Annotated in this window: 24 protein-coding genes; 18 read left to right on the top strand and 6 right to left on the bottom strand. The window is 36.3% G+C overall.

Features of this window, described 5'->3' with window-relative positions:
• Positions 1–262 precede the first annotated feature (262 nt).
• The 6 genes from MHH98_RS21515 to MHH98_RS21490 all read left to right on the top strand — a co-directional run bounded on the left by MHH98_RS21515 (position 263) and on the right by MHH98_RS21490 (position 5,558).
• A complete protein-coding gene (locus MHH98_RS21515; RefSeq protein WP_038178954.1) occupies positions 263–1,471 on the top strand; it encodes an ABC transporter substrate-binding protein in 1,209 nt (402 codons plus the stop codon).
• A gap of 86 nt (positions 1,472–1,557) precedes the next feature.
• Positions 1,558–2,433, top strand: coding sequence for a branched-chain amino acid ABC transporter permease (locus MHH98_RS21510; RefSeq protein WP_038178956.1), 876 nt, complete (start codon positions 1,558–1,560; stop codon positions 2,431–2,433).
• A 13-nt stretch (positions 2,434–2,446) separates the two neighbouring features.
• Positions 2,447–3,397, top strand: a complete 951-nt coding sequence (locus MHH98_RS21505; RefSeq protein WP_038178958.1) for a branched-chain amino acid ABC transporter permease — start codon at positions 2,447–2,449, stop codon at positions 3,395–3,397.
• Complete coding sequence (locus tag MHH98_RS21500) at positions 3,387–4,166, top strand: ABC transporter ATP-binding protein (RefSeq protein ID WP_038178960.1); 780 nt, start codon at positions 3,387–3,389, stop codon at positions 4,164–4,166. Before MHH98_RS21505 ends, MHH98_RS21500 begins: the two co-directional genes overlap by 11 nt.
• Before the next feature lies 1 nt (position 4,167).
• Entirely contained in the window at positions 4,168–4,875 is a 708-nt protein-coding gene (locus MHH98_RS21495) for an ABC transporter ATP-binding protein (RefSeq protein ID WP_340713492.1), read from the top strand.
• A gap of 200 nt (positions 4,876–5,075) precedes the next feature.
• Positions 5,076–5,558: a hypothetical protein gene (locus tag MHH98_RS21490; RefSeq protein WP_038178964.1), complete on the top strand. Its 483-nt coding sequence runs from the start codon at positions 5,076–5,078 to the stop codon at positions 5,556–5,558.
• Positions 5,559–5,703: 145 nt separating this feature from the next.
• Here MHH98_RS21490 and MHH98_RS21485 read toward each other — a convergent pair whose 3' ends face one another.
• Both MHH98_RS21485 and rluF read right to left on the bottom strand, forming a co-directional pair.
• Positions 5,704–6,423 (bottom strand): DUF6904 family protein, encoded by a 720-nt coding sequence (locus tag MHH98_RS21485; RefSeq protein WP_038178965.1) that lies wholly within the window; start codon positions 6,421–6,423, stop codon positions 5,704–5,706.
• Between the two features lie 37 nt (positions 6,424–6,460).
• Positions 6,461–7,165: a 23S rRNA pseudouridine(2604) synthase RluF gene (rluF, locus tag MHH98_RS21480; RefSeq protein ID WP_038178966.1), complete on the bottom strand. Its 705-nt coding sequence runs from the start codon at positions 7,163–7,165 to the stop codon at positions 6,461–6,463.
• Between the two features lie 214 nt (positions 7,166–7,379).
• Between rluF and adh the strand changes: the two genes are divergently transcribed.
• The gene (gene adh / locus MHH98_RS21475; RefSeq protein ID WP_038178967.1) at positions 7,380–8,900 is read left to right on the top strand and encodes an aldehyde dehydrogenase; all 1,521 of its coding nucleotides are present in this window, start codon (positions 7,380–7,382) and stop codon (positions 8,898–8,900) included.
• Between the two features lie 18 nt (positions 8,901–8,918).
• Positions 8,919–9,281, top strand: coding sequence for a DUF779 domain-containing protein (locus MHH98_RS21470; protein WP_038178968.1), 363 nt, complete (start codon positions 8,919–8,921; stop codon positions 9,279–9,281).
• 55 nt (positions 9,282–9,336) lie between these two features.
• Here MHH98_RS21470 and MHH98_RS21465 read toward each other — a convergent pair whose 3' ends face one another.
• Positions 9,337–10,155, bottom strand: coding sequence for an aminoglycoside N(3)-acetyltransferase (locus tag MHH98_RS21465; protein WP_038178969.1), 819 nt, complete (start codon positions 10,153–10,155; stop codon positions 9,337–9,339).
• A gap of 92 nt (positions 10,156–10,247) precedes the next feature.
• Here MHH98_RS21465 and MHH98_RS21460 point away from each other — a divergent pair, with 92 nt between their 5' ends.
• The 3 genes from MHH98_RS21460 (at position 10,248) to MHH98_RS21450 (ending at position 13,453) form a co-directional block, all read left to right on the top strand.
• Positions 10,248–11,231: a DUF4003 family protein gene (locus MHH98_RS21460; RefSeq protein ID WP_038178970.1), complete on the top strand. Its 984-nt coding sequence runs from the start codon at positions 10,248–10,250 to the stop codon at positions 11,229–11,231.
• A 75-nt stretch (positions 11,232–11,306) separates the two neighbouring features.
• A complete protein-coding gene (locus MHH98_RS21455) occupies positions 11,307–12,734 on the top strand; it encodes an aldehyde dehydrogenase family protein (RefSeq protein ID WP_038178971.1) in 1,428 nt (475 codons plus the stop codon).
• A 242-nt stretch (positions 12,735–12,976) separates the two neighbouring features.
• On the top strand, positions 12,977–13,453 hold the full coding sequence (locus tag MHH98_RS21450; RefSeq protein ID WP_038178972.1) for an acyl-CoA thioesterase: 477 nt from the start codon (positions 12,977–12,979) through the stop codon (positions 13,451–13,453).
• 55 nt (positions 13,454–13,508) lie between these two features.
• Here the strand turns inward: MHH98_RS21450 and MHH98_RS21445 are convergent, their stop codons facing one another.
• Positions 13,509–14,120, bottom strand: coding sequence for a histidine phosphatase family protein (locus tag MHH98_RS21445; RefSeq protein ID WP_038178973.1), 612 nt, complete (start codon positions 14,118–14,120; stop codon positions 13,509–13,511).
• Positions 14,121–14,225: 105 nt separating this feature from the next.
• On the opposite strand from MHH98_RS21445, the gene MHH98_RS21440 reads away from it, so the two are divergent.
• From MHH98_RS21440 to MHH98_RS21415, 6 genes are all read left to right on the top strand, one after another.
• Entirely contained in the window at positions 14,226–15,173 is a 948-nt protein-coding gene (locus tag MHH98_RS21440; protein WP_038178975.1) for a hypothetical protein, read from the top strand.
• Positions 15,174–15,321: 148 nt separating this feature from the next.
• Entirely contained in the window at positions 15,322–16,101 is a 780-nt protein-coding gene (locus MHH98_RS21435) for a hypothetical protein (protein WP_038178977.1), read from the top strand.
• On the top strand, positions 16,098–16,463 hold the full coding sequence (locus MHH98_RS21430; RefSeq protein WP_038178979.1) for a GntR family transcriptional regulator: 366 nt from the start codon (positions 16,098–16,100) through the stop codon (positions 16,461–16,463). Before MHH98_RS21435 ends, MHH98_RS21430 begins: the two co-directional genes overlap by 4 nt.
• Positions 16,464–16,465: 2 nt before the next feature.
• A complete protein-coding gene (locus tag MHH98_RS21425; RefSeq protein WP_038178982.1) occupies positions 16,466–17,176 on the top strand; it encodes an ABC transporter ATP-binding protein in 711 nt (236 codons plus the stop codon).
• Positions 17,166–18,089 (top strand): ABC transporter ATP-binding protein, encoded by a 924-nt coding sequence (locus MHH98_RS21420; RefSeq protein ID WP_038178983.1) that lies wholly within the window; start codon positions 17,166–17,168, stop codon positions 18,087–18,089. Before MHH98_RS21425 ends, MHH98_RS21420 begins: the two co-directional genes overlap by 11 nt.
• Entirely contained in the window at positions 18,067–19,065 is a 999-nt protein-coding gene (locus MHH98_RS21415; protein ID WP_038178985.1) for an ABC transporter permease subunit, read from the top strand. The genes MHH98_RS21420 and MHH98_RS21415 overlap by 23 nt, the downstream gene beginning before the upstream one ends.
• A gap of 169 nt (positions 19,066–19,234) precedes the next feature.
• On the opposite strand, the gene MHH98_RS21410 is transcribed toward MHH98_RS21415, so the two are convergent.
• Positions 19,235–20,545, bottom strand: a complete 1,311-nt coding sequence (locus tag MHH98_RS21410; RefSeq protein WP_235175665.1) for a globin-coupled sensor protein — start codon at positions 20,543–20,545, stop codon at positions 19,235–19,237.
• A 322-nt stretch (positions 20,546–20,867) separates the two neighbouring features.
• Between MHH98_RS21410 and MHH98_RS21405 the strand changes: the two genes are divergently transcribed.
• Positions 20,868–21,071, top strand: coding sequence for a hypothetical protein (locus MHH98_RS21405; protein WP_038178987.1), 204 nt, complete (start codon positions 20,868–20,870; stop codon positions 21,069–21,071).
• A gap of 40 nt (positions 21,072–21,111) precedes the next feature.
• On the opposite strand, the gene corA is transcribed toward MHH98_RS21405, so the two are convergent.
• Positions 21,112–22,074, bottom strand: a complete 963-nt coding sequence (gene corA / locus MHH98_RS21400; RefSeq protein WP_038178989.1) for a magnesium/cobalt transporter CorA — start codon at positions 22,072–22,074, stop codon at positions 21,112–21,114.
• Positions 22,075–22,084: the final 10 nt, after the last annotated feature.

Raw genomic sequence — 22,084 nt, 5'->3', positions numbered from 1 at the left:
ATATACTATTTGAAAAGGATAATAGTATATAAATAGTATAAAATAATAATATCAACATAATATATAAGAATATTTTAAATAAACTGAAAAATAATATAGACGGAATTGTAAGAATGTTTTAATATATTGAATGTACTTTGAAACCTGTAAAAAACTGATAATCCATTAAAAATTATTTTACTGTATTGCTTATAGTAACCTAATTGTTTATAATTATCAGAAATATCTAAAAATATAGTATTATACTTAAAGGGGGATTCATATGATATCAAAAAACAAACTTAAAAGATTTGCTTCAGTATTCCTAGCTTCTTCATTAATCATAGGTGTTTTAGCAGGTTGTGGTGAAAAAGATGGTGCAACTAGTGGAGGTAGCGGAGGTGGTAAAGACAGTGACGTTATTAAAATTGGTATGAACTTAGAGCTATCAGGTGGCGTAGCATCTTACGGTTCAGGTGTTGCAGCAGGGGCTGAATTAGCAATTGATGAGATTAATAAAGCAGGCGGTATTGATGGTAAACAAATTAAGACCGTTAAAATTGATAACAAATCAGATGCAGCTGAAGCAACATCAGCAGCGATTAAATTAGCAACTCAAGAAAAGGTAGTAGCACAAATTGGTTCCGCAACATCAGGTAATACAGTAGCGGCTGTACAAATTGCAGAGAAAAACAAAATGCCAATCATTGGACCATCTGCTACATCTACAACTGTTACAGTAAACGAGGATGGCTCTGTCAATGATTATGCATTCCGTACTTGTTTCATTGATCCCTTCCAAGGGCAAATTGCGGCAAATTATGCAACAAAAGATTTAAAGCTTAAGAACGTAGCAATTTATGCTGATAGCTCTAGTGATTATGCAAAGGGCTTAGCTAAATCATTTAAAGAAACAGTTGAAGCTAATGGCGGTAAAGTAGTAGCTGAAGAAGCGTATATAGCTAAAGATACAGATTTCAAATCTATATTAACGCGTTTAAAATCAAAGAAACCAGAATTCATTTATATCCCTGGTTACTATGAAGAGGTTGGCTTAATTGTGAAACAAGCTCGTGAAGCAGGTATTGATGTACCTCTTATGGGTGGAGACGGTTGGGATTCACCAAAAATGGTTGAATTAGCTGGTAAAGATGCATTAAACAACACATTCTTTACAAACCATTATTCTTCTGAAGATCCAGATGAAAAGATTCAAAAGTTCGTATCAGCATTTAAAGATGCAAATAAAGATAAAGCACCAGATGCATTTAACGCTCTTGGTTATGACACAGTTTATTGGTTAAAAGATGCAATTGAACGTGCAGGATCAACAGATGGTGAAGCAGTTCAAAAAGAGTTAGCGGCAACAAAAGATTTGCCATTAGTAACGGGTACATTCTCAGTTGATGAAAATCATCATCCAGTGAAAACAGCAACAGTTCTTGAATTTAAAGACGGTAAACAAGTGTTCAACTCTAAAGTTAATCCTTAATGATTTTCTAACCGAAAGGGGAGGCACAGACCTCCCTTTTCGCGTTTTAAATTGCCCGATGCGGGTTTAAAAGGAGTGAGATTTTAATGGAATGGGTGCAACAACTAGTAAATGGTATTTCACTCGGTAGTATTTATGCATTAATCGCATTAGGTTATACGATGGTTTACGGTATTATCAAGCTAATTAACTTTGCGCACGGTGATGTATTCATGATCGGTGCATTTATCGGGTTTTATGCAATATCAGGATGGGGTTTAGGTTTTTTCCCGGCGTTGCTTTTAGCGATGGTAGTGTGTGCGATTTTTGGAGTACTCATTGAGCGGATTGCATATAAAAGACTTCGTAATGCTACGAGAATAGCGGCATTAATCACAGCAATCGGTGTGTCATTGTTAATCGAATACAGTGTAATTTATTTCCGCGGAGCTCAACCAGAAGCGTATCCAGATGTCTTATCAAAAAGTACATTCAATTTTTTGGGAGCTCAAATTAGTGCTCAGTCAATTATGATTTTGTCAGTCTCATTAAGTTTAATGATCATACTACAATTTATTGTACATAAAACGAAAATTGGCAAGGCGATGCGTGCAGTATCACATGATGTAGAGGCAGCCCGATTAATGGGTATCAATGTGGATAATACAATTTCTGCTACCTTTGCTATTGGCTCAGCATTAGCTGGAGCCGCAGGTGTAATTTTCGGTGTATATTATACAAAAATTGACCCATTAATGGGGGTTATTCCAGGAGTTAAAGCTTTCGTAGCTGCAGTGCTTGGTGGAATTGGTATTATCCCTGGTGCAATGGCCGGTGGTATGGTACTAGGAGTTGTAGAGTCAATTGTTAGTGCTCTTGGTTTCTCTTTATGGCGGGATGCTGCGGCATTTGTAATCTTAATTTTAATTCTAATCTTTAGACCGTCGGGTATCTTTGGTAAAAACACCCGTGAGAAAGTGTAGGTGAGTGGTACTTATGAAAAAGTCTAAAGTATTTTGGCTATATACAATTATTGCTCTTGTCGTTTACGCGATTGTTCAATTCATGATTACTAGCGAACAACTGGATATGTATTACTCAAATTTATTAATTACGATTGCCATCAATATCACTTTGGCTGTAAGTTTACATCTTGTCATTGGGATTACGGGACAATTCTCGATTGGTCATGCAGGATTCTTAGCGGTAGGTGCTTACATTTCAGCGATTTGTACGATGAATTTAGGGCTACCATTCCCAGTTGCACTATTTATTGGTGCAGTTGTAGCGGCACTTGCAGGATTAATTGTAGGTATTCCATCTTTACGCTTAAAAGGTGATTATTTAGCAATTGCGACTCTCGGTTTTGCCGAAATTATCCGAATTATTTTCTTAAACACGGATTATGTTGGTGGCGCAGCAGGTATGCAGATTACACAAATGACTACATGGACTTATGCATTCTTTGGTGTTTTTATTACAGTCATTATTATTGCGAACTTTACAAAATCTAGGCATGGCCGAGCTTGTATAGCTGTTCGTGAAGATGAGATTGCAGCAGATGCTATGGGGATTAACACAACCTATTATAAAGTTGTTGCCTTTGCGTTAGGTTCATTCTTTGCGGGCCTTGCAGGTGGTTTGTTCTCACATAACTTCTATATCATTCAACCTTCGCAATTCGGCTTTTTAAAATCTTTTGATATTTTGATTTACGTTGTATTAGGTGGTTTAGGGAGTATGTCAGGTGCAATTATTGCAGCGATACTTTTGACAGTTGTCTCAATGTATCTAACGGAATTCCCAGAAACGCGTATGATTATTTATAGTTTAGTATTAATTATCGTAATGCTTTATCGTCCATCAGGTTTGATGGGGACAAAAGAAATAACAGACTATTTTAGATTCGGGAAGCGTTCTAAAGGAGGTAATATAGATGACCAATAACCTTCTTCTAAAAGTAGAAAATGTCGGCATTCAATTCGGTGGATTAAAGGCCGTGCAAGGTTTGAATCTAGAGCTATTTCAAGGCGAATTAATCGGTTTAATTGGTCCTAATGGTGCCGGTAAAACCACGAGCTTCAATATGCTAACGGGTGTTTATAAACCTACTGAAGGTGAAATTTTATTTGATGGCAAGCGAACAAATAATATGTCACCGCACCAAGTAACAAAAAGTGGTGTCAGTCGTACATTCCAAAACATCCGTCTATTTAAAGAATTATCTGTATTAGATAATGTTAAAGTAGCAAATCATTCGTTAGCAAAGCACTCCATATTCAGTTCAGTATTTCGTTTGCCTAGCTTTTTTTCTGGAGAAGCCAAAATGGAAGAGATATCGATTGAATTCTTGAAAATATTTGGTCTAGATAAATACAAAGACGAATTAGCAAAAAACTTACCGTATGGAATGCAGCGTCGACTTGAAATTGCACGTGCACTAGCTGCAGGTCCAAAACTACTGCTTCTTGATGAACCTGCAGCAGGTATGAATCCACAAGAAACAAAAGACTTGATGGAGTTAATTGCATTAATTCGAAAGAGATTCGATTTAACTATCTTATTAATTGAGCATGATATGGGATTGGTAATGGGCATTTGCGAACGAATTTATGTATTGGATCATGGTCAATTAATCGCGGATGGTATTCCCGAAGAAATTCGCAACAATCCAAAGGTTATTGAAGCTTACCTTGGTGAGGAGGTTACAGAATAATATGCTTAAAGTAAATGACATCAATGTATATTATGGCAATATTCAAGCATTAAAAGGCGTCTCCTTGGAGGTAAATGAAGGTGAAATCGTAACATTAATCGGTGCAAATGGCGCGGGTAAAAGTACGCTATTAAAAACATTATCAGGATTGTTAAAACCTAAGCAGGGAACAATTGAGTATTTAGGTTCTTCTATTGCAGGGAAGCAAGCACAGTCTATTGTTAAATCAGGTATTTCACATGTTCCTGAGGGACGTCGTGTATTTGCAAATATGACAGTTGAGGAAAACCTGGAGTTAGGTGCCTATTTACGTAAAGATAAAGGAGGCATAGCAAAGGATTTACAACGGGTTTTTGAGCTATTCCCTCGTTTGCTAGAACGTCGTAAACAACAGTCAGGTACTTTATCTGGCGGTGAGCAACAAATGCTCGCAATGGGTCGTGCAATTATGGCAAAACCAAAGTTATTATTGCTTGATGAGCCATCTATGGGGCTTGCGCCTCTTATGGTAAAAACGATTTTTAGTATTGTAAAGGAAATAAATAAAGAAGGCACTACAATACTACTTGTGGAACAAAATGCACATATGGCATTATCTGTTGCTGACCGAGCTTATGTTATTGAGACTGGGCGAGTAGTGTTATCCGGAACAGCAAAAGAACTGAAGGAAACTGAGCAAGTTAAAGCCGCATATCTAGGTGGGTTGTAAAAAATATGTCTCAACTTTAATTTATAAAAAAATAGAAACACCTTCGGAACCAGTATGTAAACAATACGTACAACTAATCGAAGGTGTTTTTATGTAATGTAAAAATATAAAATTTATAGGGTCTTATTGCAGGTCTATACGTTAGCAAAATCTATAAACCATAATGTGATAAATAGCTATTAAGTCTGGAGTGAATACTAATGATTAAGATAACCATATTGGATAATGACGACTCATTTATAGATATCCATGATGGAGAAGTGCACTGGTCGAATCTATTTGAATTTAATGCTATTCTCACGTTTGCTTATGGTGATAATGGTAAGTGTGAATTCGAAACAATGCACCATTTTATGTTAATAGAAAGTATGTGCGAAGGAATCCTAAATTTATTATTACAACAGAAGCAATCCAGCTATTCTGATTTCGGGAAGACTTGTGATAATAAGTTAGCTTTTAAAATCAACAATCATGATGTAAATATTACTGTTCATCCCTTAAAGGGTGAAAATACTTTAGCTAAAACAACTCCAAAAGTTTTAGCACTAGATTTTTTAAGAGTGTTAAAAAATCTAAAAAAATTATATTTATCCTATAGAATGGATGATTTGTGTGATGAGGAGTTGAAAGCACTTGATGATTATTTCTATTCCATCTCAAAAGCGTTGAATAAAATAAGCTAATGAATAAGGCTACTATTGAATTTAGTAGCCTTACGTACTTCCTAAACAAGCTAAGTGCCCAGCGCTTTGATTGTTGGGGACTGGAAAATGAATCATTACAATAGTACATTTCTGTCTGTGCAATTTGCGCCTTCCATACGTTAAATTACCATTTAATTTCTTTAGGGTATTTTAAGGGTAGCTTCATTTTATGAATGGGGATTTTGGTAATCCTGGATGTTTCTAGTAATTGTTTTTTTAATGCGAGGTATTCAGTGTCTTCAAATGCAATTTTATAAGCAAACGTTAATAAATTTGATTGCCTTTCTTCTGGCGTCATCTCAATGAACTTCAGGTTTAAGAGATCTATATATTGAACAGCATATTCTGCTATAGATGTTTGATGGACTTGAAGCATATTAATGAAAAGCTTGAAATCACTGGGGTTCATTGAATCCTTCAGACAGTCGATTACATTGGCTTGGAATTTCCGAACTGTAGCCATATGTAGATTCCACTCATGACAATTGTTATGTTCTTGCTGTAATCGGAATAATTCATTTAGAACGATTGTTGTGAAAAGTAATTCTGGCCACAATACTTCAACGGATAGATATACATTTTGTTCAGGAACAATGACATTCTGTGACTTTATAATGTCTTTTTGCATACCATTTTTAACGAAATCGATATTATGCTTACCTTGAGCAGCAAGCCTTATATCGTAGCAGACACCTAAAATCCTAATGCAAACGCCTTCATAGGAGGATTGTAGATCATCAAGAGTCGTGATGTGGTGCAGTGCATGGACAAGCTCTTCGAAGTCCCAAAAGTCGCCACTAATGCAGGCACCAGTCAAATTTTCTGTACTCTTGATTGAAATCATTGTCTAGCCCTCCCACATATCTATCATTTCCATTAAATTAATTTTTAGGTTTATAATTCAGTAAACTAAATAACTTTGAGCTTTCTTTATCAGTTAGGTCACGCCATTCACCGACACGTAGGCCATCGAGTTCAATATTCATAATACGGATGCGCTGTAAGCTTGTTACGGCATAGCCTAAAGATGAACACATTCTACGGATTTGGCGGTTTAAACCTTGCGTTAAAATGATTTTAAAAGTGTTACTAGATAATTTTTCAACTTTACAAGGTAACGTAGTAGTATCTAAAATATCTACGCCTTCAGCCATTCTTTTTAAGAAGTGAGTAGTGATAGGTTGATCCACTTTAACAATATATTCTTTTTCATGTTTGTTTTCAGAACGTAATATCTCATTTACAATATCGCCATCATTTGTTAATAATATAAGTCCTTCTGAATCTTTATCTAAGCGACCTATATGGAAAATTCGTAGTGGGTGGTTAACGAAGTCTACGATATTACCTTTAATATGTTTTTCTGTTGTACTTGTTATACCAACTGGTTTGTTTAATTTAATGTAGACAAATTGATTTTGTTTTCCGACTGGTTTACCGTCTACACACACTTTATCTCCGTCTTCTACTTGGCTTCCTAAAGTTGCTGGTTCACCATTAATCGTTACTTTACCATCTGCTATCCATTTGTCAGCTCCGCGTCTTGAAACTATTCCTGCTTCGCTTAAATACTTATTTATACGCATAATCTTCCACCTTTTTTTGAGTAATATAATTATACATGATAGCATAAATTCTTTTCAGAAAAATTGAGCTCTTTAAGTTGTAATTTATTCTAAAATAAGGGAATATAGTAATTGTAGACAACCACTTGAATAATAGATTATATATTTAATAAATGTAAATGTAAGCGTATTCTATGTGGGCGGTTTTAAATTATTGCAAAAGGGGAGATAAATAATGATTTATGCTAATCCTAATACTGAAGGTGCTTTAGTCAACTTTAAAGGGCAATATGAAAACTTTATTGGAGGCGAATGGGTAGCACCAGTTAATGGTCAATATTTTGAAAACGTATCACCAGTAACAGGGCAAGTGTTTACAAAAGTAGCACGCTCAACTGCTGAAGATATTGAACTTGCATTAGACGCAGCACATGCAGCAAAAGATAGTTGGGGGACTACTTCTGTTACTGAACGTGCGCGTATCTTAAATAAAATCGCTGATCGCATAGAAGAAAACCTCGAACTTTTAGCTGTAGCTGAGAGTTGGGATAATGGTAAGGCAGTACGTGAAACGTTAAATGCTGATTTACCATTGGCGATTGATCACTTCAGATATTTCGCTGGTGCTATCCGAGCTCAAGAAGGTTCAATTAGTCAAATTGATAATGATACTGTAGCATATCATTTCCATGAGCCAATCGGTGTTGTTGGACAAATTATCCCTTGGAATTTCCCTATACTAATGGGTGTTTGGAAAATGGCTCCAGCATTAGCGGCAGGAAACTGTATCGTTTTAAAACCAGCTGAGCAAACACCAACATCAATCCTTGTATTATTAGAGTTAATCCAAGATCTATTACCAGCAGGCGTATTAAACGTTGTTAATGGATTTGGTCTAGAAGCAGGTAAACCACTTGCTACAAGTACAAGAATTGGTAAAATTGCTTTTACTGGTGAAACAACGACTGGTCGTTTAATCATGCAATATGCAACTCAAAATTTAATTCCTGTAACTCTTGAGCTTGGTGGTAAATCACCAAATATCTTCTTTGAAGATGTAATGGATCAAGATGATGCATTTTTAGATAAAGCGGTTGAAGGTTTTGTTATGTTTGCCCTAAACCAAGGTGAAGTATGTACATGTCCTTCACGTGCTTTAATCCAAGAATCTATTTATGATAGATTCATAGAAAAAGCATTAAAACGCGTTGCTGAGATTAAGATTGGTAATCCTCTTGATACCGATGTCATGATGGGTGCTCAAGCTTCTCAAGAACAACTTGAGAAAATCCTTTCATACATTGATATTGGTAAACAAGAAGGTGCAGAGTGCTTAGTCGGTGGCGGACAAAACGAACTTGATGGTGAACTTGCAACTGGTTATTACGTGAAACCAACTGTCTTCAAAGGAAATAACAAAATGCGCATTTTCCAAGAAGAAATTTTTGGACCTGTGCTTTCAGTGACAACTTTCAAAGACAAAGCAGAGGCGCTTGAACTTGCAAATGATACTCTATACGGATTAGGTGCAGGTGTTTGGTCCCGTGATATGAATACAGCTTACCGCATGGGTCGTGAAATCCAAGCAGGTCGTGTTTGGACAAACACATATCACCAATACCCAGCACATGCTGCATTTGGTGGTTATAAGTTATCTGGTATTGGCCGCGAAAATCACAAAATGATGCTAGATCATTACCAACAAACTAAAAACTTACTAGTAAGTTACGCTGAAGGCGCACAAGGGTTCTTCTAAGAAAGGTGTGTTCAGAGCATGGTAGTACGTGTTATTGCAACAGATGAGGCGTTAGCGTTAATCGACTTGCTTAAAAGTAAACATGGACCTATCATGTTCCACCAATCAGGTGGATGTTGTGATGGTTCTTCACCGATGTGCTATGCAGAAGGGGATTTAATCCTAGGGGATGTCGATGTACTTCTTGGTTCAATAGGAGAAGTTCCTTTCTATATGCACGAAAGCCAATATGATTATTGGAAGCATACTCAGCTTATTATTGATGTTGTGAATGGGCGTGGAGGCATGTTTTCCCTTGAAGGTGTTGAAGGTAAACGTTTTTTAACACGTTCGCGTGCGTTTACTGACGAAGAATATATAGAAGTGAAAAAGCTTTTATAAAAGAAAAGGGTCTCTAGCATTAAGTAGCTAGAGACCCTTTTGTGTTCCTTATTCTTCAAGAGTTTTTTGTATGATCATTTAGCCAGATTGTACCGTATTCGATAAGTGGTTTCATTGCAATAACTTTAGTGATGGCTTGCCCTAACGTCCCATAATGTACATGTTCAGAATGCGCCTTTTCAAATGAGTTACCAATCTCAAGGAAGCGGTCTGAATCTACATTTAGCATATTAAAGGTAACCCATTGGCGCTTACCCTCGATTAACATAGCTGCCCCTTGAGGAGATGTATTTTGTACATTTGCAAGGTACTCTGATAAATGAAGTGCTGTACAAGAATCATAATCAACACCAATTAATAATACCTTCATATCGTGTTGAAGCATTTTACCAAGAGGTGATTCAAGTCCAAATGAGCTTTCAATTGGATGCGAACTCATCCATTCTTTTGCATTTAATCCCCATGCCATAAAGGAATGTGATGGATGCATGCTACGAACCGTTGAGGGGTGTCTTAGAAAGCATTCTGCTATTTTCCCCATACCACGCAAGGAAGATAAATGCGGATCATAAGCTGGGATTGAATCACGAATTGCTTGATGCCAAGGCTCTGGTGCAGGTGGTAGGGCCCAATATGATGGTTCAGAATTGGTAGCAGATTGGGAAGGCATAACGATTGTACCTTTATCAGTTATGATCGCCATTAAAGCCTCAATTACGGCCTGTTCAGCACCTGCAATCCATCCCATTTTGCTAAGGGAAGAGTGAACAATTATAGAATCACCCGCACCTATGCCAAGTTCTTGGAGTTGTACTTTTAATGTGTCTTTTGATTGAAAGATTTTCGTTTCTTGTATGATATCAAATTCTGTCATGCTACTCACCTCATTCGTAAATTATTTACATTATAACAAAATGAAACCAGCCATTAACTAATACGTATAATTTAAAAAAGGAGATGGATAATATGGAAATGGTGCAAGTGAAGCGGGATATACAAGATACATATGGAAAATTGAAAAATGCAGTGAGCTGGGGTGTAGATAAACGCTTTTTAATCTCTATAGCTAGCTATTATGTTATAACTGGGCGTACTTTTGATGCAAAACGATTTATAGAGATATCAGATGAAATTAAAGCACAGACAAAATTATTATCACCTCTAAGATCCCATATTCATCATAGTATGGTTGCTTTCTTAGATAGCACAGATGAGATGCCAGGTACAGCAGTTGGGCAATTAATAGCACGTGAAGAAATCCTGAAGCAAGTAGGATTTAAGCGGTCCATGTATTCTTATTTAGCAGCGCTTTTTATCAATGGTGATGTTATATCAGAAGATGAACAAGGGGTGAGGGGAAAAGAGCTTTATGATGCAATTCGGAAGCATCATCCGTTTCTTACATCACATGAAGATATTCCATTTGCTGTGCTGCTAAGTAAACAAGAAGGGGATATACAAGAGCGCGCTACAACAATGAATGATTATTTTAAAGATTTAAAGGGTAATCATTTTTATAGTAGTGATGAACTACAATGGACTTCGCAAATTATGACCATTACAAATGCTAGTTATAACCGGCAACTTGTAGAAAATGTATTGTATGTACGTGATTATTTTAAAAAAGCGGGTATTAAAGTAAAGAGAACGCATTATATGGTAATCGGTTTGTTGGGGGCTATCTGTGCAAAAGATGAACTCTTGCAGCAAATTGTTGATGTCTATTATGACCTTGAACAGATGAATCTCTTTAAATGGGGTTATAAAGAGATGATTTTACCTATTGCGGTTCAGCTTGAAACAAAACAATTAATTGAAACACAAACTGGAACGACAATGACAGTACTCACATCCATAGAATCTATTTTACAGGCCCAGCAGGCTGCAATGATTTCAACTGCTGTAATTGTCAGTGCATCTACTGCAGCAAATAGCAATGGTGGTAATTAAACGCCCACCTGCATTGGTTCAAAAAAATAGTGATAATATGGAAGGAGTAGTGATCTACATATAGGAGGACTTAAAATGGAAGAAACGAAACTTTGGATAGATGGTAAATGGCAAGAGGTATTAGAAAGCTATGAACTACAATCTCCTTATAGTGGTGAAGTGATTGCTAAAGTAGCAAAGGCAACACCAGCAGATGTGAAACAAGCTATTGAAGGAGCGCATAATGCTTTTCAATCTTATAAAAAAACAACGGCATATGAACGAGCAGAAATTTTATATCGTGTGGTTGAAATTATGCGTAGACGTCGTGAGGAATTAGCAGAAATTTTGACGTTAGAGGCAGGAAAACCAATTACAGCTAGCTTAGGTGAGTTGGATCGTACTATTGCTACGTATCAATTTGCAGCAGAGGAAGCAAAACAATTACATGGTGTAACAGTACCGATGGATGCAGCACCAGGGGTAATGAATCGAATCGGTTGGACGAAGCGCGTACCCCTTGGTGTGGTTTCTGCTATTACACCATTTAACTTTCCATTTAATTTGGTAGCACACAAATTAGGACCAGCTCTTGCTGTAGGAAATACGGTTGTCCTAAAGCCAGCAACGCAAACGCCGTTAAGCAGTATTGTGATGGCAGAAATTTTTAAAGAAGCGGGTTTGCCAGATGGTGTGCTTCAAATTGTCACGGGTAGCGGCAGTGAGCTTAGTGAGGAGCTGGTTACAAATTCAGCGGTGAAAAAAGTAACGTTTACTGGAAGTGGAGCTGTCGGGTTGAAAATCAAAGAACAGGTTGGCTTACGTAAAATCACACTTGAACTTGGTTCAAATGCAGGGTTAATTATAGAGCCAAGTGCACATATTGAAAAAATTGTAGGACGCTGTGTGAATGGGGCATTCGGTTTTGCAGGACAAGTTTGTATTTCATTACAACGCATTTTTGTTCATGAATCGATTTACGATGAATTTACAAAAGCGTTCGTGGCAGAAACAGAAAAGTTAAAAGTAGGTGATCCGTTTGATAAATTGACGGATGTCAGCGCAATGATTAATCCGAAAGAAGTAACAAGAATTACAGAGTGGATTGAAGAAGCAAAAGCTCAAGGGGCAATTGTTGCAACTGGCGGAACATTCACTGAACGTACGTTGACACCGACCGTCATAACGAATGTCGAAACAGATATGAAAGTAGTTTGTCAAGAAGTATTTGCACCTATTGTGTCGATTGTTCCATATGAAACATTCGACAAAGCTATTGAGTTATTAAACGCATCTGACCTTGGTTTGAATGCAGGTATTTTCACAAATAAGCTAGACGATGCTATGCGTGCAGTCGATGAAATAGAAGCAGGATCTGTAATTATTAATGATATTCCCACATTCCGTACAGATAATATGCCATATGGTGGCGTGAAAATGAGTGGTTATGGTCGTGAAGGAGTTAAATTTGCAGTTGAAGGTATGACAGAATTGAAATTTATTACAGTAAACAATGGTCTTTAAAATAACTTAATGATTCCTTGTAGAATACGAATGACTCAATCTGGAGAAGCTATAAAATGAAATCTATAATTGTTAGCAGCATTAGTTTACTAAGAAGGTTTTCCTTAGGGAATTTTAAGTTAGTAAACGGTCATTAATGATTTTAGATATTATTTTAATCTGAATTGTAGAAAAACAAACGCATTAACTTTAAAATAACATTAGCGTGAGAAAACAAAATGATCTAGGAGCGTGTTTAGAAAATGACAGAAGCAATTCCAATGAAAGAGTCCCGTACTATACAATCGAAATTAGTCCTGCCTCCGGATACAAATCATATGAATTCTATTTTTGGAGGAAAAGTTTTAGCTTATATTGACGAAATTGCTGCAATTACATCAATGAAACATGCAAAAAGTGCTGTTGTTACAGCTTCTATTGATTCAGTTGATTTCGTATCACCAGCCCATGTAGGTGATGTTTTAGAACTAGAAAGTATAGTGACTTCTACTGGTCGATCTTCTATGGAAGTTTATGTACGTGTAATTTCCCGAGATTTATTAACAGGAGAACAAAAATTAACTACGGAATCTTTTGTAACAATGGTTGCAGTTGATGAAAATGGCAAACCTACTCCTGTGCCAGGTGTGTTCCCTGAAACAGAAGCGGAAAAACGACTATTCGATTCGGGACCTGCACGCCGCGAGCATCGTAAAGCAAAACGATTAATGCCACACTGATAAAAAGCCGTCCTTCATGCATGAAATCATGTCATGTATAGAAGGACGGTTTTTTTTATTCGAAATGTGAAGTGTCACCAATCATTTTAAAAGTGGCTTGTCCATCACTATCTATTTCTACAACGGTTAAGCTCGTACCGTGTATAAAAGGGGGATCCCAAAGAGAGTTTAATGAATTCCCTTTAAAATAGTTTATAAGTAATTTTTTTACAACGCTATGTGTAACGATTAAGACGTTTCCTTCTAGGTCTGCTTCAATTATACGATTTAAAACTGAAAGAACCCGCTTTTCAACATCGTGGAAACTTTCCCCGGATGTGGGTTTGAACTGATCGGGCTGCTCATAATATGCCACATACTGGGTGGGAAATGAGGATTCAATATTACTTAAAGTCATTCCTTGCCATTCTCCCGCATTAATCTCTCTTAAATCATCGTCTAAAATGGTTGTCACTTCGCGTTCCTTTAAAAGAATTTCTGCTGTTTGTACAGTGCGCCCGCTTGGACTAATATAGGCGGCTGAGAAAGGAGTATTCTTTAATTTTTGAGCTAATTTCTCCGCATCTTGATGTCCTTTTTCTGTTAAAGGGGAGTCAGACCAACCTTGCATCCTCTTTGCTACATTCCACTCTGTTTGTCCATGTCTTGTTATATATAAAGTAACCAAAAAGATCACCCTCTCACGATTATTCTATTAGTTTATCAAAATAACTGAAACCATTTCATTACTTTTTCGTATGTTAATAAAAGGCAATTATGGGGAGTTGAATAAATGTTGCAACAAATAGACGGTCGACAAGCAGAATTAAAGCTTGAAATGGATAAAAGAGATAAAGTTTTGCGTCGTCAAATTGCGCTTCAAGAACAACTTGAAGAGATAGGAAGACGTTCAGAAAGATATTATAGAAAGTTACAGAAAGAAACAAAGGATGTCGATAAACTAGATCGATTTTCGTTTTTAAATATGTTTAGAACTTGGACAGGCAAGCAGGATGAAATTCGATTAAAGGAATTGTCGGAAATGGCATCAGCCGAAGCGAAGTGGCGTGAGGCTGAGAAGATGAAAGAGACTTTACAAGCTGATTTAGCAGAGATACAAACAGAACTTTATAACCCTAGATGGCAAAATATTGAAGACAGATGGTCTGCAATTATTAAGGAAAAGGAAGATTTTATTTTCAAAAATAATTTACCAGAGTGTCGTCTATTGGGAGACTTGTATGAAGAAAGAACGCTACTAACGACTTTACGCCGGGAAATTAAAGAAGCAATGAAAGCTGGGGACGTAGCAAAGAGATCACTGCAGTTTGCTTTAAAACGATTAGATAATGCTGAAGGCTATTCTACATGGGATACGTTTTTAGGAGGTGGTTTTATTGCGACTGCTTTAAAACATGGTGAATTAGATGATACCGAAAATGCTATACATAAAGCGCAGGTCGCACTTCAAAATTTTCAAACAGAATTATTAGATGTGAAGGAAATCCAAGCTGGAAATTTACAAGTCGATAGAGGTTCATTTATAACATTTGCAGACTATGTGTTCGATGATATCTTCTCTGAATGGTCTTTGCATTCGCGTATTAAATCATCACAAAGGCACGTAGAACAAACATTGAATCAAGTGATTGCTACTTGTGATGAACTTTGGAAGCGTTTTGAAATGACAGAGGAGAAAGAAACGCAAATTCAGAAAAAAATAGATGCTATTTTAGGGTGAAGTAAACTTAGTAATAGCATGGGATGAAACGTTTAAATGAATAACATTTTGACCAGGTGTTTAGTAATTAAAATACAATATTACTTGCTTTTTCCCTTTTTTTAGGTGTACTATGTTACTAGTACACTGGAACATGTGAGGGATACTTATGGAAAAATGGAAAGGCCTTTTTCAAAGAGAATGGTTATTATATCGTTCTTGGATATGGGGAGTTATATTGGCCACTGTGGTAACAATTTTTCTGATACCGGTAGGACTTATGAAGATGTTCGACTGGGATGGGATGTATGTAGGAATCGCACTTGTGTTGACAGGTTTATGGGTGCTCTTACAGAGTTTTATCGTATTGATCCAATTCTGTATCAGTTTAAATCAAGATGCTAAAAGAATAGACGTCTGGTTACATACACCTGCTACGACGGGGCAAATTATAAGCTCTAAAATTGCTTTTAGTATCCTTTTTGAAATTGTTGTGTTTACCGTGTTGGGTGTATTGGGTATTACTTTGCTAGTAGCTAGCCATATAGCTGAATTAGGAGAGTTAATTTTACTTGGGATCCATCTTCTACTTCTACTCGTTTCAAACTCGTTGTTTATGTTTGTTGTCGTGTTATTGTTATGGATTTTCCATATGAAAATGAGACATTACACAGGGAAATTTACTGGGTTTATTACCGTGGTCGTTGGAATTGTAGCCACTTTACTTTGGTCAAAAATGTTAGAGCTAGCATGGATGGAAAAGTGGCTTTATACGTTTGAAATCAAATCGACTGTAGTTGAGAAAGTGGTACCAAAGATTACTGATATCCCAGGCACACTAGAAATTCAGAATCTTTATTTAGGTTCTATTCTATTTTATGCCATCGTAACAATTCTCTTCTACGTTATAGCGTTAAAGTGGTTCGACCGAGGAGTTGAACAACGATGAGTGTAGATTTTTTGAAGGATAAACCAATTTATCAACAGCTTGTAGATCGTATATGCGGTGATATTATTCGTGGAAGCTTAAAATCGGGAGATCGCCTTCCATCAGTTAGGGAGTATGCTGTTGAAGCCGGGGTTAATGCGAATACAATGCAGCGTGTATACAAGGAGTTGGAGCAAATGGATATTACGGAAACGAAGCGTGGTCAAGGTACATTCGTGACGGAAAACCGTGAGCGACTAGCTGAATTACGCGAAGAGATGAAGCTAGGATTAGTTGAAAGCTTTATTCATAACATGGAGTCATTAGGCTTTACTCAAAGAGAAATGATAGAGGTACTGCAATCAAAGGAACGAGGTGAGTAAGTATAATTACAGTTGATAAAGTCTCAAAAAAATATGGCAAAAAAACTGTATTATCCGATGTTTCTTTTACCATTCCAAAAGGAAAAATTATTGGGTTAGCTGGAGAAAATGGTAGTGGTAAATCTACACTGCTAAAAATCATTGCTGGTTTATTACATCCTACGAGTGGAAGAGTACAGCTAGATGGTAGAAGGTCAAATCGAGGAAGTGCTGAGCACATCGCTTACTTACCTGACTTGGATTTATTTTATCCATACTTTACGGGAGAAGAACTTTTTCGATATTACGACACGCAATTTGTAGACTTCCATTATGACAAAGCTTGTATTGTGGCGCAATTTTTGAATATTTCATTAGATGTAAAATTAAAGAATATGTCAAAGGGTAGTCGTGGGCGTGTGAAGATGGCAGCTACACTAGGGCGAGATGCATCTTATTATTTAATGGATGAACCATTCTCGGGTTTTGACCCACTTGTACGAGAGAATTTGATTAAAGGGCTAATTCAATTTACAGATTCAGAAACACAAACAATTTTTCTTTCGACTCATGAAATTAGGGAAGTTGAGCCTTTGTTGGATAGTATTATCGTTCTTCAAAAAGGAAGGATTGTAGGTCAGGAAGAAATTGAAAACATCCGTGAAATATACAACCAAGATACGATTACATGGTTGAAAAATTTATTGAAGGAAGGTGACAAAGTTGGACAATAAACCAATTGTTGAACTCAAGAATTTATCAAAAACAATTAAAGGTAAGAAGATTATCCATGATTTAAATTTAGCTTTGTATCCCGGTCAAATTACGGGCTTTTTAGGACCAAATGGTGCTGGGAAAACGACAACAATCCGTATGATGGTAGGGCTTATGAAGCCGACGAGCGGTGAGGTTTTCATCGATGGGCAGTCGGTCCAAAATCATTTTGAGGAAGCGATTAGCAAAGTAGGTGTAATCGTAGAAAACCCTGAGATGTATAAATACTTATCGGGCTATAAAAACTTGGAACATTTCGCTCGTATGAATAAAAACGTAACAAAAGAGAGAATTAACGAAGTTATTCGCCAAGTAGGTTTAGAAAATCGTATTCGTGAAAAGGTATCGACGTACTCGTTAGGGATGCGTCAACGTTTAGGTTTAGCACAGGCTTTGCTAAATAAACCGAAGTTTTTAATATTAGATGAACCTACGAATGGCTTGGATCCAGCAGGTATTCGAGAATTCCGTAACTACTTACGTAAAATTGCGGAGGAGGAAGGCGTCGCTGTTTTCGTATCAAGCCACTTACTCTCTGAAATAGAATTAATGTGTGACAGAATTGCAGTTATCCAAAATGGTAAGTTAATTGATATGCGTGAAATGAAAGATGATGAGCAGTCACACTATTATATTGAAACAGAACAAAATGCTAATATTACGACAGTCTTTGCTGATGCGGGTATTGCTTTTGAACAGCATGAAAAGGGATGGCTTGTACAGGCAGAGAAAACACAAATTCCAGCAATAGTGCAGTCGCTTGTTGCAAGTGACATTAATATTTATGCAATAAATCCTTATCATAAAACGTTAGAAGATCAATTCTTAGAAATGACAGGAGGTGGCCAAATTGCTGAAACTAATTCAAAATGAGTGGATGAAGTTATGGCGTAAAAAAGCCACTTGGATTATGTTAATCATGCTCATAGTAATAGTAATTGGTATGGCTGGGTTAAATAAGTGGATATCCTCTAAGTATGGCTCTACGGAGGATTCAACAGGTGGAACAGTGACAATAGAAAATGCTGAAGGAAAAGATGCACCAAAGTTGAGTTGGAAAGAACAGGAAAAGGCTATTGTTGCTGAAAATGACAAAATGCTAAAAGAAGATGGTCTATCTAAAGATGAAAAAGAAGATCTAATCGAGCAAAAAAGTATTTCAGAGTATCGCTTGAAAAATGATATTGCACCTGAAAGTGACATGAGTACGGAAAGTTTTGTGTTAAACTCTAGTGGTATGTTGTCGCTAGTTACAATGTTTGTTGTCGTTATTGCAGCCGGAATTGTGGCAATTGAATTTTCAGAAGGCACAATTAAAATGCTATTAACGAGACCAGTAAAACGTTGGAAAATACTCACTTCTAAGTTCGCGACAGTATTATTATTTGGAATAGTAATGGCAGCAGTCACGTGGATTACTTCCACCATAATTGGTTTTATGTTATTTGATACAAGTGGTGAAAGTTACTTGAAATGGAATGGCAGTGAAGTGGTAGAACAGTCAATTTGGCTACGCTCATTGTATTTATATTTAATTTCATCAGTTAATATATTCGTAACTGCAACATTTGCATTTATGATTGGATCTGTTTTCCGTTCAAATGCATTAGCAATTGGGATTTCAATGTTCCTATGGTTTATGGGAAGTACTATTGTTGTTTTCTTAAGCAAATATGAAATAGTAAAATATTTATTCTTCACATATACGGATTTAACACAATTTGTAAATGGTTATGTGATAGTTGAAGGTACAACAATGGCATTAGCGTTAGCCGTGTTATCTGTTTATGTAATTATTTTCATGGTGATTAGTTATATTGTTTTCACTAAACGAGATATTACAGCGTAATAGAGTGTAGTTAGGGCGGATAAATGATGTCAGAAATGATGTGCATTATAGCAATCATATTAGTTGGAGTTCTCTTTATATTTGGTGGTTTTTATGGAATAAAGAGATTTTATCAATAGTATAAAACAGGCTGTTCACTATGAAACTCATAGCGAACAGCCTGTTTTTATTAATTTAATTGGCTTGTAATTTCAATTAGATGGTCAGATGATGCAGATACTTGAGCAGCTCCTTGGCTCAAATCTTCAAGTAAATGAGAAATACTAGTAATGTCTTTAGTAGTATTTTCATTTTTTTCTTTTATACCTGCAACCGCCTCTGCAATTATGTTAAATGATTGAGAAAGGGTACTTTGCATTTCAACACCTTTAGAGATTTGAACATCGACATCCTTAACTGAACTGGACATATTCTCAATGTTATTTTCAGTGTCTTTAATAAGAAGTGATACATTTCGAACAGCACTCTTCGTTTCCTCAGCTAATTTACGTACTTCATCAGCTACGACAGCGAAGCCTTTACCATGTTCGCCCGCGCGAGCTGCTTCAATCGACGCATTTAATGCAAGCAAATTAGTTTGATCTGCAATGTCTGTTACTAGACGAACAATTTGTGTGATTTCATTAGAAGAAATACGTAGTCTATTCATAGTCTCATCTAATAAAGTGACGCTTGAAGACATTTTGTTCATCAATTTTGTTTGTGCGTCTAATAGCTCTCTGCCACTATCAGATTTTTCTTGAGTAGAAGTTACGAACATTAAGCCTTGTTGAGTTGATTGAGCAATGTCATCTGATTGGCTAGCTAAAGATTGTAGAGAAGCAGTTGTTTCTTGGCTAATAGCACTAAGCTCTTGTGCCGTACTTTGAACTGAGATGACAACTTTTTGTTGCTTTTCATCTGAATTATCCCTAATACGATCTTGTTCATTTTCATAAGCCTCAATAACTAGCTGTTGTTCGAGATTTATTAACTTTGAAAATGCACTAATTGCTAAAGTCGACTCCTTTGCACTTAGATCTAGACTATTAACAAAATGAATGAAAGAGGTAGTTAAAGATTGGAATGAATTAATATACCACTTCGATTGTAGGCCTATGCGAACGTGTACTTGTGCGATAATCTTGCGTTGTTCAATGTAATCATCATTAATATTACATTCAAACATTTCAGATAGGTGACGTGTTAATGTTACTTTTAATTTGTTGATTTTAGAATGCTTTTGAATAATACCCACTAAAGTATCAGATTGGCTAATAGCTTCATAAAATTTCTCAACCATTTCGTTGATGAGTTCCTGAGTCAATGGTTGTAGTTGTTTTAAAATAGCTAAATCTTGCTTAGTTAGATCTAATAATTGAAATTGTTTTTGTATATCATGATGTCTAGTTACGTTTAAAGTAACTCGATTCATATAGTTCTCTGTTTGAAAATAGGGTTCTTTTTCTTTTCTTGTTCTTCTCATTGTCCAAATTGACACGTCAATTTCTCCATTCTACTATAAGCGAAGTTTAGTTTATGATGATTCTATTCTACCATTTTTAACGTATCTATAGACATAATATAGATTTCTTTTTATTGAGAATTTAGTAATATTTAATTAATAAATAAGGAATTTTGAAGTTAATATTAGAGGTATAAAGTAATGCGCCGAGTATTTGATGGATCTACTTATAAAAAAGCACCTTTAAAACTGACACAGAGAAGTGAACAAACGATGTCACATATTATTTCACCGTGTTCTTGTAGGTTGTCCATGCTACAATAAAAGAAATGTCTTGATGAAAAGGATGTATTGGTCAATGGATCGTAAGCGAGGGATGAAATTTGCTTTACCAATAATGGCAGTTGTAGTGGTATCGGCGTTGATGTTATTGAATAAGGATTATACAGACGTTCCTTTGAACTCACGTATAATGATTGCCTTAGGTGCAGCATTATTTTCGGGTGCCATTTCTTTTGTATTATTTGGTTTAAAAGATGCTAAAGACGATGAACTAAAGTAAAACGCAGACTCTCCTTAAATTGTGGAGAGCCTGCGTTTTTTTATGGTTTGAATAAGTCGAACCAACCTTTGTATTTAAACCAAACTAACATAGATATGGCAATAATAAGCATAATAGCTAGAACGATAAAGTAGCTGTAATGCCAATGTAATTCGGGCATATTTTCAAAGTTCATACCGTATACACCAGCTATAAAGGTTAGTGGAATGAAAATAGATGAGATAATGGTCAAGATCATCATAATGCCGTTCATGCGACTGGCATTCATAGACATATGACTATCTCGCATATCAGCAGTAAGCTCACGGTTTGATTCAACCATTTCTGTTAGCTTTATCAAATGGTCATGAATATCGACAAAGTAAGCACGTTCGGATTTGATCAATGTAAAGCGTTCGGAGTTTAAAATACGATATAAAAGGTCGCGCATAGGTAAAATGGTACGTCGAATATGAAGTAAATCACTACGTAAATCAAATACATAGCGCATAGATTTTGTGTTGCTTTGATAATTTAGCTCGTCCTCAATTGTATTTAAATGATCTTCAATGTTGTAGACCATTGGGAAATAGCTATCTACGATTTTATCTATTGCTTGATAAGCGACGAAAATAGCGCCACTTTCCCAATACTGTGGTTGATCATGTATACGTGAACGGACGATATCAAATTCAGGAACTGGCGATTTATGAAAAGTCACAATAAATTTTTCGGAAACGAACATATTGACCTCTTCGGCTTCAAAGGTTTCTTCGTTTAACTTATGCGCAACCAAAAATTGGTAGTCGTCATAATAATCGAGTTTTGGTCGTTGTAATCGCATTAAACAGTCTTCAATAGCTAGTGGGTGAAAGTGAAAGAATGTGTCTAGCAGTAGTTCTTCTTCCACAGTAGGTTCATCAAAATCAACCCAATACCATTCAAAAGGATTATTTCGTAATTCTTCTAGCGGAAAATTAATTTTTAGTTCTTGATTATTAGTAATGCCAAGGGTCCGAATCATAGATCGTCCT

Source organism: Viridibacillus sp. FSL H8-0110, assembly GCF_038003565.1.
GTDB lineage: Bacteria > Bacillota > Bacilli > Bacillales_A > Planococcaceae > Viridibacillus > Viridibacillus arenosi.
This window is presented reverse-complemented; position numbering and strand designations above follow the sequence as displayed.

Excerpts from the sequence above, each read along its gene's own strand:
- MHH98_RS21515 (WP_038178954.1), top strand. The coding sequence starts at position 263 with ATGATATCAAAAAACAAACTTAAAAGATTTGCTTCAGTATTCCTAGCT.
- MHH98_RS21510 (WP_038178956.1), top strand. The coding sequence starts at position 1,558 with ATGGAATGGGTGCAACAACTAGTAAATGGTATTTCACTCGGTAGTATT.
- MHH98_RS21505 (WP_038178958.1), top strand. The coding sequence starts at position 2,447 with ATGAAAAAGTCTAAAGTATTTTGGCTATATACAATTATTGCTCTTGTC.
- MHH98_RS21500 (WP_038178960.1), top strand. The coding sequence starts at position 3,387 with ATGACCAATAACCTTCTTCTAAAAGTAGAAAATGTCGGCATTCAATTC.
- MHH98_RS21495 (WP_340713492.1), top strand. The coding sequence starts at position 4,168 with ATGCTTAAAGTAAATGACATCAATGTATATTATGGCAATATTCAAGCA.
- MHH98_RS21490 (WP_038178964.1), top strand. The coding sequence starts at position 5,076 with ATGATTAAGATAACCATATTGGATAATGACGACTCATTTATAGATATC.
- MHH98_RS21485 (WP_038178965.1), bottom strand. The coding sequence starts at position 6,423 with ATGATTTCAATCAAGAGTACAGAAAATTTGACTGGTGCCTGCATTAGT.
- rluF (WP_038178966.1), bottom strand. The coding sequence starts at position 7,165 with ATGCGTATAAATAAGTATTTAAGCGAAGCAGGAATAGTTTCAAGACGC.
- adh (WP_038178967.1), top strand. The coding sequence starts at position 7,380 with ATGATTTATGCTAATCCTAATACTGAAGGTGCTTTAGTCAACTTTAAA.
- MHH98_RS21470 (WP_038178968.1), top strand. The coding sequence starts at position 8,919 with ATGGTAGTACGTGTTATTGCAACAGATGAGGCGTTAGCGTTAATCGAC.
- MHH98_RS21465 (WP_038178969.1), bottom strand. The coding sequence starts at position 10,155 with ATGACAGAATTTGATATCATACAAGAAACGAAAATCTTTCAATCAAAA.
- MHH98_RS21460 (WP_038178970.1), top strand. The coding sequence starts at position 10,248 with ATGGAAATGGTGCAAGTGAAGCGGGATATACAAGATACATATGGAAAA.
- MHH98_RS21455 (WP_038178971.1), top strand. The coding sequence starts at position 11,307 with ATGGAAGAAACGAAACTTTGGATAGATGGTAAATGGCAAGAGGTATTA.
- MHH98_RS21450 (WP_038178972.1), top strand. The coding sequence starts at position 12,977 with ATGACAGAAGCAATTCCAATGAAAGAGTCCCGTACTATACAATCGAAA.
- MHH98_RS21440 (WP_038178975.1), top strand. The coding sequence starts at position 14,226 with ATGTTGCAACAAATAGACGGTCGACAAGCAGAATTAAAGCTTGAAATG.
- MHH98_RS21435 (WP_038178977.1), top strand. The coding sequence starts at position 15,322 with ATGGAAAAATGGAAAGGCCTTTTTCAAAGAGAATGGTTATTATATCGT.
- MHH98_RS21430 (WP_038178979.1), top strand. The coding sequence starts at position 16,098 with ATGAGTGTAGATTTTTTGAAGGATAAACCAATTTATCAACAGCTTGTA.
- MHH98_RS21405 (WP_038178987.1), top strand. The coding sequence starts at position 20,868 with ATGGATCGTAAGCGAGGGATGAAATTTGCTTTACCAATAATGGCAGTT.
- corA (WP_038178989.1), bottom strand. The coding sequence starts at position 22,074 with ATGATTCGGACCCTTGGCATTACTAATAATCAAGAACTAAAAATTAAT.